The 14,845-nt window shown below is 35.4% G+C and carries 18 protein-coding genes; 17 read left to right on the plus strand and 1 reads right to left on the minus strand.

Translation table 11 applies throughout. The annotated features are described in order from the left end of the window. Positions 1 to 223: 223 nt before the first annotated feature. From BAU23_RS17155 to rsmI, 9 genes are all read left to right on the plus strand, one after another. Complete coding sequence (locus tag BAU23_RS17155; protein ID WP_000776273.1) at positions 224 to 403, plus strand: sigma factor G inhibitor Gin; 180 nt, start codon at positions 224 to 226, stop codon at positions 401 to 403. 78 nt (positions 404 to 481) lie between these two features. Continuing rightward, positions 482 to 1,903 (plus strand): aminotransferase class I/II-fold pyridoxal phosphate-dependent enzyme, encoded by a 1,422-nt coding sequence (locus BAU23_RS17160; RefSeq protein WP_001072285.1) that lies wholly within the window; start codon positions 482 to 484, stop codon positions 1,901 to 1,903. Between the two features lies 1 nt (position 1,904). Beyond that, entirely contained in the window at positions 1,905 to 2,531 is a 627-nt protein-coding gene (gene tmk, locus BAU23_RS17165; protein ID WP_000677223.1) for a dTMP kinase, read from the plus strand. Between the two features lie 35 nt (positions 2,532 to 2,566). Next, positions 2,567 to 3,550 carry a DNA polymerase III subunit delta' gene (holB, locus tag BAU23_RS17170; protein ID WP_000598358.1) on the plus strand — a complete coding sequence of 328 codons (984 nt, stop codon included), beginning with the start codon at positions 2,567 to 2,569 and terminating at the stop codon, positions 3,548 to 3,550. Between the two features lie 5 nt (positions 3,551 to 3,555). Further along, a complete protein-coding gene (locus BAU23_RS17175) occupies positions 3,556 to 4,383 on the plus strand; it encodes a PSP1 domain-containing protein (protein WP_000272430.1) in 828 nt (275 codons plus the stop codon). A 14-nt stretch (positions 4,384 to 4,397) separates the two neighbouring features. Further along, entirely contained in the window at positions 4,398 to 4,748 is a 351-nt protein-coding gene (gene yabA, locus BAU23_RS17180; protein ID WP_071734858.1) for a DNA replication initiation control protein YabA, read from the plus strand. 120 nt (positions 4,749 to 4,868) lie between these two features. Then, positions 4,869 to 5,609: a tRNA1(Val) (adenine(37)-N6)-methyltransferase gene (locus BAU23_RS17185; RefSeq protein WP_001055373.1), complete on the plus strand. Its 741-nt coding sequence runs from the start codon at positions 4,869 to 4,871 to the stop codon at positions 5,607 to 5,609. Beyond that, complete coding sequence (locus BAU23_RS17190; RefSeq protein WP_016131051.1) at positions 5,596 to 5,886, plus strand: GIY-YIG nuclease family protein; 291 nt, start codon at positions 5,596 to 5,598, stop codon at positions 5,884 to 5,886. Before BAU23_RS17185 ends, BAU23_RS17190 begins: the two co-directional genes overlap by 14 nt. Continuing rightward, positions 5,855 to 6,730, plus strand: a complete 876-nt coding sequence (rsmI, locus tag BAU23_RS17195; RefSeq protein ID WP_000267803.1) for a 16S rRNA (cytidine(1402)-2'-O)-methyltransferase — start codon at positions 5,855 to 5,857, stop codon at positions 6,728 to 6,730. Before BAU23_RS17190 ends, rsmI begins: the two co-directional genes overlap by 32 nt. A 20-nt stretch (positions 6,731 to 6,750) precedes the next feature. Here the strand turns inward: rsmI and BAU23_RS17200 are convergent, their stop codons facing one another. Further along, a complete protein-coding gene (locus BAU23_RS17200) occupies positions 6,751 to 7,035 on the minus strand; it encodes an AbrB/MazE/SpoVT family DNA-binding domain-containing protein (RefSeq protein WP_000843037.1) in 285 nt (94 codons plus the stop codon). A gap of 366 nt (positions 7,036 to 7,401) precedes the next feature. Here BAU23_RS17200 and metG point away from each other — a divergent pair, with 366 nt between their 5' ends. The 8 genes from metG to ispE all read left to right on the plus strand — a co-directional run bounded on the left by metG (position 7,402) and on the right by ispE (position 14,825). After that, positions 7,402 to 9,384: a methionine--tRNA ligase gene (gene metG, locus BAU23_RS17205; protein ID WP_071734859.1), complete on the plus strand. Its 1,983-nt coding sequence runs from the start codon at positions 7,402 to 7,404 to the stop codon at positions 9,382 to 9,384. Positions 9,385 to 9,552: 168 nt separating this feature from the next. Continuing rightward, positions 9,553 to 10,320 carry a TatD family hydrolase gene (locus BAU23_RS17210; protein ID WP_000895834.1) on the plus strand — a complete coding sequence of 256 codons (768 nt, stop codon included), beginning with the start codon at positions 9,553 to 9,555 and terminating at the stop codon, positions 10,318 to 10,320. A gap of 259 nt (positions 10,321 to 10,579) precedes the next feature. Beyond that, a complete protein-coding gene (rnmV, locus tag BAU23_RS17215; protein WP_000692830.1) occupies positions 10,580 to 11,137 on the plus strand; it encodes a ribonuclease M5 in 558 nt (185 codons plus the stop codon). Continuing rightward, on the plus strand, positions 11,134 to 12,012 hold the full coding sequence (gene rsmA, locus BAU23_RS17220; RefSeq protein ID WP_000651554.1) for a 16S rRNA (adenine(1518)-N(6)/adenine(1519)-N(6))-dimethyltransferase RsmA: 879 nt from the start codon (positions 11,134 to 11,136) through the stop codon (positions 12,010 to 12,012). Before rnmV ends, rsmA begins: the two co-directional genes overlap by 4 nt. Positions 12,013 to 12,122: 110 nt before the next feature. Continuing rightward, positions 12,123 to 12,986 carry a sporulation peptidase YabG gene (gene yabG, locus BAU23_RS17225; RefSeq protein WP_001173735.1) on the plus strand — a complete coding sequence of 288 codons (864 nt, stop codon included), beginning with the start codon at positions 12,123 to 12,125 and terminating at the stop codon, positions 12,984 to 12,986. A gap of 238 nt (positions 12,987 to 13,224) precedes the next feature. Beyond that, the gene (gene veg, locus BAU23_RS17230; protein WP_000044339.1) at positions 13,225 to 13,488 is read left to right on the plus strand and encodes a biofilm formation stimulator Veg; all 264 of its coding nucleotides are present in this window, start codon (positions 13,225 to 13,227) and stop codon (positions 13,486 to 13,488) included. Between the two features lie 91 nt (positions 13,489 to 13,579). After that, the gene (gene sspF / locus BAU23_RS17235) at positions 13,580 to 13,759 is read left to right on the plus strand and encodes an acid-soluble spore protein SspF (RefSeq protein WP_002094215.1); all 180 of its coding nucleotides are present in this window, start codon (positions 13,580 to 13,582) and stop codon (positions 13,757 to 13,759) included. Positions 13,760 to 13,955: 196 nt separating this feature from the next. Continuing rightward, the gene (gene ispE / locus BAU23_RS17240) at positions 13,956 to 14,825 is read left to right on the plus strand and encodes a 4-(cytidine 5'-diphospho)-2-C-methyl-D-erythritol kinase (RefSeq protein WP_000772102.1); all 870 of its coding nucleotides are present in this window, start codon (positions 13,956 to 13,958) and stop codon (positions 14,823 to 14,825) included. Positions 14,826 to 14,845: the final 20 nt, after the last annotated feature.

The raw sequence follows: 14,845 nt of genomic DNA on the forward strand, positions 1-14,845 counted from the left end.
CTTGTCCCTGTGAGAGTAGGACGTCGCCAAGCAACTAAAAACACAAGTCTTTTGACTTGTGTTTTTTTGTATTGTTAAACAGTGCATAAAAGAAGTAATGATAATACAAACACGTTGCCCAAGAGTAAATCATATTATATAAGAGATGGATGTATATTTTTCTGTAAATTGTTAAGAAATAGAGGTATCAAATATGTTTATTTAAATACAGGGAGGGAAGGTTATGAAATTACAAAGTGAAATTTGCATTGTTTGTGAGACAGAAAGAGAAGAAGGTATATATGTTTATAATAATTTGATATGTCATGAATGTGAAAAAGATATGGTGAATACTGAGACAGATGATCCAAAATATATACATTATTTAAAACAACTTCGAAAGTTAGAGGTATCATATTTATAAATAGGCATCTGCCTATTATTTTTTTTGTCTTAATATCTGTATAATAGATACAGAATGAATAGTAAGGAAGAGATAGATATGAATCAAAAGCGTATGCCTTTATATGAGGCGTTAATAGAGTTTAAAGAAAGAGAACCACTGTCCTTTCATGTTCCAGGTCATAAGAATGGTGTAAACTTCCCTCAGGAAGCTACAGGAGGGTTTAAGGACATATTATCGATAGATGTAACGGAGTTAACAGGATTAGATGATTTACATAGTCCGTTTGAATGTATAGATGAAGCACAGCGATTATTAGCTGAAGTATATGGTGTGCAAAAAAGTTATTTTTTAATTAATGGTTCAACAGTTGGAAATTTAGCGATGATTTTGTCTTGCTGCGGCGAACATGATATTGTCCTCGTGCAAAGAAATTGTCATAAATCAATTATTAATGCTTTGAAATTAGCAGGGGCTAATCCGGTCTTTTTAAATCCATGGATTGATGAAGTACATAACGTACCAGTAGGTGTTCATGATGAAGCTATCAAGGAGGCAATTACAAAGTATCCGAATGCTAAAGCACTTATTTTAACACATCCTAATTACTATGGTATGGGGATTGATTTAGAGGCAAGTATTGCTTACGCACATGAACATAAAATTCCTGTTCTAGTAGATGAAGCACATGGGGCACATTTTTGTATAGGGGATCCATTCCCAAAGTCAGCATTAGCTTATGGTGCGGATATTGTGGTTCATTCCGCACATAAAACATTACCTGCAATGACAATGGGATCTTATTTACATATAAATAGCCGTTTGGTGAGTAAAGAAAAAGTGTCTTCCTATTTAAGTATGCTACAATCTAGTAGCCCATCGTATCCAATTATGGCATCCCTTGATATAGCCCGTTTTGCAATAGCGGTTATAAAGGAAAAAGGTCATGATGATATTGTTGAGTTTTTACGCCGATTTAAAGAAGAATTGCGATCAATCCCACAAATAGCTATTTTACAATATCCGTTGCAAGATGAATTAAAGGTTACGGTGCAAACTCGCTGTCAGTTATCGGGGTATGAATTACAGTCTGTATTTGAAAAGGTCGGTATATATACGGAAATGGCAGATCCACATAACGTCCTATTTATATTACCGTTACAAGTAAATGAGGGGTATATGAAAGCTATAGAGATAATTCGAGTAGCTTTGCAGCAATATAAGGTAAAAGACAAGACAGCATCAATTCGTTATACTTATAAAGGGGAGATTTCCCCTTTACCGTATACGTATAAACAATTAGAGGGATACGAAACGAAGTTAGTATCTATAGAAGAAGCCGTTGGTATGATAGCTGCAGAAATGGTGATTCCGTATCCACCTGGAATTCCATTGATCATGTATGGAGAGAGAATTACTCAAGAACATACAAAGCAAATTACTCATTTAGAGAAAACAGGGGCTCGTTTTCAAGGTAGTACGAAATATATGAGCGTGTATGATATAGAAAGTAGGTTTTAGGATGAAGGGATTATTTGTAACAATCGAAGGGCCAGAAGGTTCGGGTAAAACAACATTAATTAAAAGTTTATTACCATATTTTGAGCAAAAGGAACAAAAGGTAATGGCGACCAGGGAACCGGGTGGTATTGCAATTTCTGAAGATATTAGAACAATTTTACATAAACAAGAATATACGATGATGGAAGCACGTACAGAGGCGCTTCTGTATGCTGCTGCACGTAGACAACATTTAGTGGAAAAAGTTATGCCAGCACTTGAGGAAAACTATCTTGTACTATGTGATCGTTTTATAGATAGCTCTTTAGCGTATCAAGGATATGCAAGAGGCTTAGGTATGGATAAAGTATTTGAAATTAATCGTTTTGCAACGGAAGATTGTATGCCTAGTTTAACAATTTATTTAGACATTGAGCCAGAGGTTGGATTAGCACGAATTGAAAAGGATGCAGGACGCGAAGTAAATCGACTAGATATGGAAGACATCGCTTTCCATAAACGCGTGCGTGAAGGGTATTTACAAGTTGTAGAGCGCTTCTCTGATCGTATTGTAGTAGTAGATGCTGATCAACCAATGGAAAAACTTATAGAAGAAGTTATTCAGATTGTAGAAGATAAATTGTTATAATAGAAGGAAAGAATGAAATAAGTGAGGTATGCATTATGATAAAGACGTGGGAGCAGCTTTCTGCTATACAGCCCATCGGTGTCAAAATGTTGATGAATAGCATTGCAAAAGAGCGTATATCCCACGCTTACTTGTTAGAGGGGGGGAAAGGGACTGGGAAGTTCGCAACAGCAATTCAAATGGCAAAAAGTTTTCTCTGCTTACAAAGAAATGGTGTAGAGCCTTGTCATGTATGTACGAATTGTCGCCGAATTGATTCAGGTAACCACCCAAACTTACATATTGTAAAACCCGATGGATTATCTATTAAAAAACAGCAAATCCAAGATTTACAAGAAGAGTTTTCAAAAACAGGATTAGAAGCAAATAAAAAAGTATATATTATTGAGCATGCAGATCGTATGACAGCAAATGCAGCGAATACACTCTTAAAGTTTTTAGAAGAACCAAGTAGTGATACAACAGCCATTTTACTTACTGAACAAAGTCATCAGATTTTAAATACAATCTTATCTCGTTGTCAAGTTGTTACATTTAGGCCGTTACCTACAGAATCCTTAATTAAGAGATTAGAGGAAGAAGGTATTACAGTTTCTTTATCTACACTGGCTGCACAGCTTACAAATAGTTTTGAAGAAGCTTTATTAATGTGTAATGATGAATGGTTTGCACAAGCGAGAGCTTTAGTGATAAAATTATGTGAAGCGCTCGAAAAAGATAAGGCCTCTATTTTTTTTGTACAAGAAAAATGGGGGAAGCACTTTGGAGAGAAAGAACAATTACAGCAAGGCTTAGATATGTTGCTCCTTATTTATAAGGATTTATTATATGTTCAACTTGGAGAAGAAGATCGTCTTGTTTTTCATGAGCAGAAAGAGATGTTTGAATCCTTTTCTTATGCTCAGAAGCGCATTGTATCAGCTCTCTTTCATATATTAGAGGCAAAAAATAGAATCAACGCTAATGTAAATGCGCAGCTTGTGTTCGAACAGTTAGTGTTGCGGTTGCAGGAGGGATGACCGTTTTGTATGATGTAGTAGGTGTTCGCTTTAAGAAGGCCGGGAAGGTATATTACTTTGATCCAAATCAGTTCGATATCTCAGAAAATGAGTTCGTAATTGTAGAAACGGTAAGAGGTATTGAATACGGAAAAGTAGTTATTACCAAAAAGCAAGTTGATGAAAACGACGTTGTATTACCGCTTAAAAAGGTTATTCGTATTGCAAATGAAAATGATCGTACCCTTGTTGAAGAGAATAGGCATGCTGCGAAAGAAGCATATCAAGTTTGTCAACAAAAGGTAGGAGAACATAATCTTGATATGAAGCTTGTAGATGTAGAGTATACGTTCGATCGTAATAAGATTATTTTTTACTTTACTGCGGATGGTCGGATTGATTTCCGGGAACTAGTGAAAGACTTAGCGGCAATTTTTAGGACAAGAATTGAGCTGAGACAGATCGGTGTTCGTGACGAAGCAAAAATGCTTGGTGGTATTGGTCCATGTGGTCGTATGCTTTGTTGTTCTACTTTTTTAGGAGATTTTGAACCTGTATCCATTAAAATGGCAAAGGATCAAAATTTATCATTAAATCCTGCAAAAATCTCTGGTTTATGTGGTCGCTTAATGTGTTGCTTAAAATATGAGAATGATGAATATGAGGCAGCAAAGGAACAACTTCCTGATTTAGATCAACGTATACAAACCCCGCATGGTACTGGCCGTGTTATCGGATTAAATATTTTAGAAAGATTAATTCAAGTGGAACTAGTAGACAAGGAACGGATAGTAGAATATACGTTAGATGAATTAATTAATAAAGGGGTCGTTTCGAGTCAAACCACAGATTAATGAGGTGGGTGCTTGTGGAGAAAAAGGATATTTTTGCATCGGTTTCTAGTATGGAAGAGCAAATTGGATATTTATACAAACAGTTGGGAGAATTAAAACAACATCTTGCAGAATTATTGGAAGAAAACCAACATATAAAAATGGAAAATGAAAATTTGCGACATCGTTTTGAAGAAGTGCAGAATAAGGAAAAACAAAAAACTCAAAAACGCAAAGAAATGAAGCCAAAAACAGATATCGGTGAGGGCTACGATAACTTAGCGAGACTGTATCAGGAAGGTTTTCATATTTGCAATCTACATTATGGAAGTGTACGTAAAGAGGGAGATTGTTTATTCTGTCTGTCATTTTTAAATAAAAAGTGAGATTACCTTTCCAATATAATTGGAAAGGTAATTTTTTATACATGAGAGTAGAATGAAATTTATTTTTACATTAATAGAGGATGAAATAGGGTAGGTTAAGTGTAAGAAAGGGAGCAATATATGAATTTATATGAAGATGAGCGTTTAGATTACTTATTAGCACAAGATATGAAGATTGTACAAAGCCCATCAGTATTTAATTTCTCTTTAGATGCTGTGTTACTTGCAGATTTTGCTTGGGTACCAATTCAAAAAGGTAATTTACTTGATTTGTGTACGGGGAATGCGGTTGTACCTCTTTTATTGAGTACAAGGACAAAAGGGACAATTACAGGTGTAGAGATTCAAGAGCGCTTATATGATATGGGAATAAGAAGCGTTCAATACAATAATTTAGAAGAAAGAATTCATTTAATCCATGGAGATTTGAAAGATATGCCGGAGAAACTTGGGCGCCATCAATATGATGTTGTAACGTGTAATCCTCCTTATTTTCAAACACCGCAAACTTCTGAGAAAAACATGAATGAACATTTAGCGATAGCTCGTCACGAAATTATGTGTACATTAGAAGATGTTGTATATGCAAGTAGCCAGTTGGTAAAACAGGGTGGGAAAGTTGCATTTGTACATCGTCCAGGTCGTTTTCTCGATATCGTTACATTGATGCGTAAATACAAAATTGAACCGAAACGTGTGCGATTTGTTTATCCTAAGGCTGGTAAAGAAGCGAATACATTGTTAATTGAAGGAATTAAGGATGGAAATGCAGATTTAAAAATTTTGCCACCTCTTTTTGTATATGAAGAGAATAACGAATATACAGAGGAGATTCGTTCAATTTTATATGGAGACGAATAAGCATTGTTTTTATGTGGTGGAGTGTTCTGATGGAAGTTATTATGCTGGATATACAAATCATATAGAAAAGCGGATTCAGACTCATAATAATGGAAAAGGTGCTAGATATACACGTGCTAGACTTCCGGTTGTTTTAAAATATGTAGAGGATCATGAGGATAAACGAACGGCTATGCAAGCTGAATATCATTTTAAGCAGTTAACGAGGAAACAAAAAGAAGAATACATGCAAAAAGGAGAACGCTATGTGGCAGCAAAAAAGCTTTCAGCAAAATGAAAAGGGAGTTTTATATTTAGTACCAACTCCAATCGGAAATTTAGAGGATATGACATTTCGTGCAATCCGAATTTTAAAAGAGGCAGATATTATTGCTGCTGAAGATACAAGACAAACGAAGAAGCTTTGTAATTATTTTGAAATTGAAACACCAGTTATGAGTTATCACGAGCATAACAAAGAAGTAAGTGGACGAAAAATTTTGGGTAAGTTAGAAGATGGTAAGACTGTAGCCATTGTGAGCGATGCGGGTATGCCGTGTATTTCTGACCCTGGTTACGATATTGTTGTAGAAGCTGTAGCGGAACAATATCATGTTATTCCGCTTCCTGGAGCAAATGCGGCTCTTACAGCATTAATTGCATCAGGACTTGAAACAAAGCAGTTTTATTTCTATGGATTTTTGCAAAGAAATAAAAAGGAAAGAAGAATGGAATTAGAGAAGATTCGTTACGTACAAACTACAATGATGTTTTATGAAGCACCTCATCGTCTAGATGATACTTTAATCTCAATGCAAGAAGTTTTAGGGAATAGGGAAATCGTATTATGTCGCGAGCTAACGAAAAAATTTGAAGAATTTATTCGTGGAACAATTGAGGAAGCGATTGAGTGGACGAAGCAAAATGAAGTCCGTGGTGAGTTTTGTATTTTAGTAGCTGGTTCAACGGAAGAACCTGCTCCGGAAGAACAATGGTGGGAATCTGTTTCAGTATATGATCATATTGAACATTATATAAATGAAAAAGGCATGAATTCAAAAGAAGCGATTAAAACAGTCGCTAAAGATCGAGATTTGTCGAAAAGGGATGTATATCAAATCTATCATGTCGATAAAAAATAAGCTTCTCATAATTGAGAAGCTTATTTTGCTGTTTCGATATAATCTTGAAGTTCGTTTAAAACTTGCTCAGCGCCTTCTTTGCTTAAGATAATTTTACCTTCAGCTAAAGATAGGTTACCATCAGATACTTCGCCAGTTACTTGGCAAGTCATGTTTGGTTTATATTTTTTTAAGATGATTTTCTCGTCATCAACGTAGATTTCAAGAGCATCCTTTTCTGCAATACCTAAAGTACGGCGTAATTCGATTGGAATTACCACACGACCTAATTCATCAACTTTACGAACGATACCAGTAGATTTCATAATTCTTTTCCTCCTAAATAAATAGTTTATAAGTTACGAGTCTATTTTTTGATTCGTCATTTTTCGACAAAATACCCTATGGACATATGATACCAATCATTTACATTTCCGTCAATTCTTAAATTCTATATTTTTTAAAAAGATTTATAGATTTCTTACTTCTTATATATAATAGAATGTGGGTAATTACTATAATTATTTCATTTTATTTTCTGAAAAATATATATATTTAAGGGAAGGGTTGTATAATTTTTAAAAATATGAGTAATAGATGATAAAGATATCGAGCATTAACTCGTTTTTATATGTGAGTTTTTGATATACTGTTTATAAATACATATGAGGTCATCCGGGAGGTCCAAAACAATGACAGAGGAAAATAAGTCCTTTTATATTACTACCCCAATTTATTATCCAAGTGGAAAGTTACACATTGGACATGCTTATACGACAGTAGCAGGAGATGCAATGGCACGATATAAGCGTATGCAAGGATACAATGTTCATTATTTAACAGGAACTGACGAGCATGGACAGAAGATCCAAAAGAAAGCAGAAGAACTAAATGTTACACCACAAGCATATGTGGACAACATTGTATCAGGGATTAAAGAACTTTGGGAGAAGATGGATATCTCTTATGACGATTTTATTCGTACAACTGAAGATCGTCATAAAGATGTCGTTGAGAAAATCTTCAAGCAGCTAATAGATCAAGGTGATATTTATCTTGATGAATATGAAGGTTGGTATTCTGTACAAGATGAAACATTCTATACAGCGCATCAATTAGTAGATCCAATTATGGAAGGCGACAAAGTAGTTGGTGGAAAAAGCCCAGATAGTGGCCATGATGTAGAGCTTGTTCGCGAAGAGTCTTATTTCTTTAGAATGGGTAAATATGTAGACCGACTATTAAAGTTCTATGAAGAGAACCCTCATTTCATTCAACCAGAGTCTCGTAAAAATGAAATGATTAATAATTTTATTAAGCCAGGATTAGAAGATTTAGCTGTTTCTCGTACTTCATTTGACTGGGGAGTTCGTGTTCCAGGGAACCCAAAACACGTTATTTATGTATGGGTAGATGCTTTGTCTAATTACATTACTGCATTAGGATATGGAACAGAAAATGAAGAGAAATATAAAAAATTCTGGCCAGCAGATGTTCATTTAGTTGGAAAAGAAATCGTTCGTTTCCATACAATTTATTGGCCAATTATTTTAATGGCGTTAGATTTACCACTTCCGAAGAAAGTCTTTGCTCATGGCTGGATTTTAATGAAGGATGGAAAAATGAGTAAGTCAAAAGGAAACGTAGTAGATCCAGTTACACTAATTGATCGTTACGGATTAGATGCATTACGTTACTACTTACTTCGCGAAGTTCCATTTGGATCCGATGGCGTATTCACACCAGAGGGATTTGTTGAACGAATTAACTTTGATTTAGCGAATGACTTAGGAAACTTATTAAATCGTACAGTAGCTATGATTGATAAATACTTTAACGGGGAAATCCCTGCATTTAAAGCGAATGTAACTGAGTTCGATGAAACGCTAGTTACATTTGCGAAGGATACATTGAAAAAAGTAGAAGAGGCAATGGAGAATATGGAGTTCTCTGTAGCACTAAGTTCTATTTGGCAGTTAGTTAGCCGTACGAATAAATATATTGATGAAACACAGCCGTGGGTATTAGCGAAGGATGAGAATGATCGTGAAAAACTTGCGTCTGTAATGGCGCACTTAGCAGAGATACTTCGTCAAACAGGTATTATGCTTATGCCATTCCTAACAGTAGCACCAAGTAAGATGTTTGCTCAACTTGGACTTACTGAAGAGGCACATAAATCTTGGGAAAGCCTATCTACAATTGGTTGTATTCCAGCTGGAACAAAAGTAGAAAAAGGAAACCCAATTTTCCCTCGTTTGGAAATGGAAGTAGAAGTAGAGTATATTAAAGAAAAAATGCAAGCCTCTGCTCCTAAAGTAGAAGAGAAAAAAGAAGAAGAACCGAAGGCAGAAGAAATTACAATTGATGATTTCTTTAAAGTAGAATTACGAGTAGCTGAAGTAATATCGGCTGAACCTGTGAAAAAGGCAGATAAGTTGTTAAAAATTCAGCTTGATTTAGGAACAGAAAAGCGTCAAGTTGTTTCGGGAATTGCAAAATTCTACTCACCAGAAGATCTAAAAGGCAAAAAGGTAATTTGTGTAACAAACTTAAAACCTGTAAAATTACGTGGTGAATTATCACAAGGTATGATTTTAGCAGGTGAAGAAAATGGCGTATTGTCATTAGCAACAATCGACCAAAATTTACCGAATGGTACAAAAATCAAGTAATTGAGACAAGAAAAGAGATGTTTCACGTGTAACATGTGTGAAGCATCTTTTTTCTTTTTAAATTCCCTTTTTTTGCATTAAAATTGTAGTATTGTTATCGTTAAGTTAGAAAAGGCTTAATTTTTTTCTAGGATAGAATTGATTTCAATATAAAAGGAGTTATGTATTATGTTGTTTGATACACATTCACATTTAAATGCAGAGCAGTTTGAAGAAGATTTACAAGAAGTTATTGCAAGGATGAAAGAAGCGGGAGTTACATATACAGTTGTTGTTGGATTCGATGAAGTAACAATAAAAAAAGCGATTGAACTAGCTGAAGCCTATGATTTTATTTACGCTGCGGTTGGATGGCATCCCGTTGATGCAATCGACATGACAGAAGAACATTTAGCTTGGTTAGAAGAACTTGCTTCTCATCCTAAAGTAGTTGCACTTGGAGAAATGGGCCTAGATTATCACTGGGATAAGTCTCCAAAAGAAATACAGAAGGAAGTATTCCGTAAACAAATTGCATTAGCCAAAAAGGTGAATTTGCCGATTATTATACATAACCGCGATGCAACGCAAGATATTGTTGATATTCTGGAGGAAGAGAATGCAGCTGAAGTGGGAGGCATTATGCATTGTTTTAGCGGTAGTGTAGAAGTAGCACAGCGATGTGTCGATATGAACTTTTTAATTTCATTAGGTGGGCCTGTTACATTTAAAAATGCGAAGAAACCGAAAGAAGTTGCTATGGAGATTCCATTAGAAAAATTATTGATAGAGACAGATTGTCCATATTTAACACCACATCCATTTCGAGGGAAACGAAATGAACCTAGTTATGTAAAACTAGTAGCAGAAGAAATTGCGAATTTAAAAGGAATTTCTTATGACGAGGTAGCACAAATAACAACAAAGAATGCAAAAGCTTTATTTGGTGTCGAATAAAAAGAGTGGGGGAGTCCCATTCTTTTTTTATTTTTTAGAAGAGAGACAGTAGAAATGCTAAGAGTCCATTATTTACTTATAACATAAGTGTAGAAATATTGCGGATAAATTAGGATGGAGATAGAAGTGTTACAATAAGAATAGTGAACAAAGATTTTTCTCTTCTACTTTTTAAAATGTACGATTAGGAAAATAATAATGGAAAAGTCGTCATTTTTTTGTTTTACTAAGTAGAGACGAAACGAGTGTGGAGGCAAGCATGAAAATTAAAGAGATTATCGTTGTAGAAGGTAAAGATGATACAGTTGCGATTAAACGTGCTGTTGATGCGGATACAATCGAAACGAACGGTTCAGCAATCGGTGATCATGTTATTGAGCAAGTTAAATTAGCGCTGCAAAAACGAGGCGTTATTATTTTCACAGATCCGGATTATCCTGGAGAGCGTATTCGAAAAATTATTTCTGATAAGGTTCCTGGATGTAAACATGCTTTTTTACCGAAGGAAGAAGCACTTGCTAAAAGGAAAAAAGGTGTCGGAATTGAGCATGCTTCTAATGAGTCAATTCGCCGTGCTTTAGAGAATATACATGAAGAAATGGAAGCTTATACAAGTGAAATTAGTTGGAGCGATCTAGTCGATGCAGGCTTAGTGGGCGGAGAAATGGCAAAGAGTCGCAGAGAAAGAATGGGTAAGCTATTAAAGATTGGTTATACAAACGCAAAACAGTTACATAAACGTTTACAAATGTTTCAAGTTTCAAAAGAATCGTTTGCAGAAGCTTATAAACAAGTCATACAGGAGGAAAGAAAATGAAGGATATCGCAACGCCAAATCGTACAAAAGACATTGTTGAAAAGTATGGATTTTCATTCAAAAAAAGCTTAGGACAAAATTTTTTAATTGATACGAATGTATTAAATCGTATCGTTGATCACGCGGAAATTGGTTCGGAAAGTGGTGCAATTGAAATTGGACCAGGTATCGGTGCGTTAACAGAACAATTAGCGAAGCGTGCTAAAAAAGTAGTGGCTTTTGAAATTGATCAGAGATTATTACCGATTTTAGATGAGACGTTAGCTCCATATAGCAACGTTACAGTTATAAATAAAGATGTACTAAAAGCAGATGTACATGAAGTGTTTAGTGAGCAATTCGAAGAAGGACAAGATGTAATGGTAGTAGCTAACTTACCATACTATATTACAACGCCAATTTTATTTAAATTGCTTGAAGAGAAATTACCGGTTCGTGGGTTTGTTGTTATGATGCAAAAAGAAGTTGGAGATCGTTTAGCTGCTAAACCTGGAACGAAAGAGTATGGTTCTTTATCAATTGCCATTCAGTATTATACAGAGGTAGAAACAGTTATGACTGTACCGCGTACAGTGTTTGTACCACAACCAAATGTTGATTCTGCGATTATCCGTCTTCTAAAGCGTCCTAAACCAGTTGTAGAAGTGAAAGATGAAACATTCTTCTTTGAAGTAGTACGAGCGAGTTTCGCACAGCGTCGTAAAACGTTAATGAATAATTTATCAAATAATTTAAATGGCTTCCCGAAAGATAAAGAGTTGTTAGACCGAATTTTAACAGAAGTAGGAATTGATCCGAAGCGAAGAGGCGAAACGCTATCTATCGAAGAATTTGCAACATTAAGTAATGCATTAGTTCTTCATAAATTATCATAAGAATATGAAAGGGACAGTTCAACTTGAGCTGTCCCTTTTGTCACCTTTCCTTTCCTAAATTCATACTTTAAAAGCAGGTAAGATGGCCTAACGAGTTTGGAGGTAGGAGAATGGCTTTACATGTTGGAGAATTAGTGGAACGATATTCTCATAATAGGGATATTCTTTTTCGTATTATAGAAATAAAAGGCGAGATCGCGATATTGTTTGGGGAAGAAATTAGACTTGTGGCGGATGCGCCGCTTGCAGATTTAATTAGTATAGATCAACGAGAACATAAAAAAAGAGTGAAGCGTGAAAAAGAAACAATGGAGCGTACGTACCGTTTATTTCAACAAGATTATGTATTAATGAAACAAAGACATGAACACACTTCAACAGGTGGATATACAAGTGAAGTGAATTATTTTCAAATGCCAGGGCGTGTATTGCATATAGATGGAGATCCTTTGTATTTGCGCAAGTGTTTAGATTTATATAATAAAATAGGCGTTCCTGTACAAGGCATTCATTGTAAGGAAACGGAGATGCATGAAAAGGTAGTAGACTTAATCGATCATTTTCGTCCAGATATTCTAGTTATTACAGGACATGATGCATATACAAAGTCAAAAGGAGTCATGGGAGATTTAGCAGCATATAGACATTCTAGACATTTTGTACAGGCTGTTCGAGAAGTGCGAAAAAAATATCCATCATTAGATCAACTCGTTATTTTTGCTGGAGCTTGTCAATCACACTTTGAGGCGCTGATTCGAGCAGGTGCTAATTTTGCTAGTTCGCCATCTAGAATTAATATTCATGCTCTAGATCCTGTATATGTAGTTGGCAAAGTTAGTTTCACTTCATTTATGGAAAGAGTCAATGTATGGGATGTTGTGCGTAATACAATTACTGGTGAAAAAGGACTAGGCGGAATTGAAACGAGAGGGATTTTACGAACTGGATTACCCTTTCAACATTATGATGAATGAGCAAGGTACATACGTATCTTGCTTTTTTATGTGGAAATGATGTAAATGAGTTTGGATAAAAAGTTTCAAGAACGTGCAGACTATACAATGATACTTGTACAATATAGTATTTCTTCTATCTATTCAAACGCATGATGTTTTTATAATGATATTGTCTGTAAATTGCGGTTAATAATTGGGATAGATATGTCGTGTTTTAAGTGTTCAATCTAAATTACAGCGAGGTGTAGCAAGGGATATGTCAAAACGTTTAGATGATATTAAAAACGAATTAGATCACCATCTTGGACAGCGACTTATGTTAAAGGCGAATAGTGGAAGAAGAAAAACTGTAGAGCAATCGGGTGTGCTTGCAGAAACATATCGTTCTGTGTTTGTTGTACAGTTAGACCAACAAGAAGATGCATTGCAACGTGTATCTTATAGTTATGCAGATGTTTTAACAGAGACAGTAGAGTTAACATTTTACGATGAACCTCATAATGAAGCATTTTATAATTAACATGTTAGTTGTTACATATATTCCCACAAATGAAAATCTATATTATTTTGCATACTAATTATACCGTAGCAAAATAAGGAGGGACTCTGCATTGAGTAGACGAAGAGGAGTCATGTCAAATCAATTTAAAGAAGAGCTTGCAAAAGAGCTTGGCTTTTATGATGTTGTTCAGAAAGAAGGATGGGGCGGAATTCGTGCGAAAGATGCTGGTAATATGGTGAAACGTGCTATAGAAATTGCGGAACAGCAATTAATGAAACGAAACCAGTAGTTGTAAGATACTTTCTATGCTACGGTAGCCGAGGAGAGATTCCTCGGCTTTTTGCACGCTAAAAGGTGCCATCATTTGATATAAGTAGTTTCATTCTGAATGCTTTTCGTTATAATTAGGGAAGTGTCATCGTCTTACTATAAATTTATGGTAAAATAAACGATAAAAGATTGAGTACATAGAGTGGGTGAATAGATTGAAGCTACTAGTGAAAGCGCCAGCAAAGATTAATCTGTCGTTAGATGTACTGGGAAAAAGACAAGACGGATATCATGAAGTGAAAATGATTATGACAACAATTGATTTAGCAGATCGTTTAGAGCTAACGGAATTAGCAGAAGACCGTATTGAAATTTTGTCCCATAATCGGTATGTCCCAGACGACCAACGCAACTTAGCTTATCAAGCAGCGAAATTATTAAAAGAGAAGTTTAATGTAAAAAAAGGTGTATCTATTACTATTGAAAAAACGATTCCAGTAGCCGCTGGATTAGCAGGTGGAAGTAGTGATGCAGCAGCGACATTACGTGGCCTTAATAAGTTATGGAATTTAGGAATTACAATCGATGAGTTAGCAGAGCTTGGCGCAGAAATTGGGTCAGATGTATCGTTTTGTGTATACGGCGGAACTGCGATCGCCACTGGAAGAGGAGAAAAAATTGAACACATAAAGACTCCACCTTCTTGTTGGGTTATTTTAGCAAAGCCTCACATTGGTGTATCGACTGCAGACGTATATGGAAATTTAAAATTGAATTGTGTTACACATCCAAATGTAGATAAAATGGTTGAAGTCATTAATGGCGGGGACTATAAAGGAATTTGTGATACTGTTGGTAACGTTTTAGAAGATGTGACATTTGCGATGCATCCTGAAGTTGCGCGTATTAAGGCACAGATGAAACGATTCGGTGCGGATGCTGTATTAATGAGTGGAAGTGGCCCAACTGTATTTGGTCTTGTACACCATGATTCGCGAATGCATCGTATATATAACGGATTAAAGGGATTTTGCGAACAAGTATATGCAGTACGTTTATTAGGAGAGCGAGAAACGCTTGAATAAAGACGTATAATACGTTATGA

Origin of the sequence: Bacillus nitratireducens, from assembly GCF_001884135.1 — a bacterium.
GTDB lineage: Bacteria > Bacillota > Bacilli > Bacillales > Bacillaceae_G > Bacillus_A > Bacillus_A nitratireducens.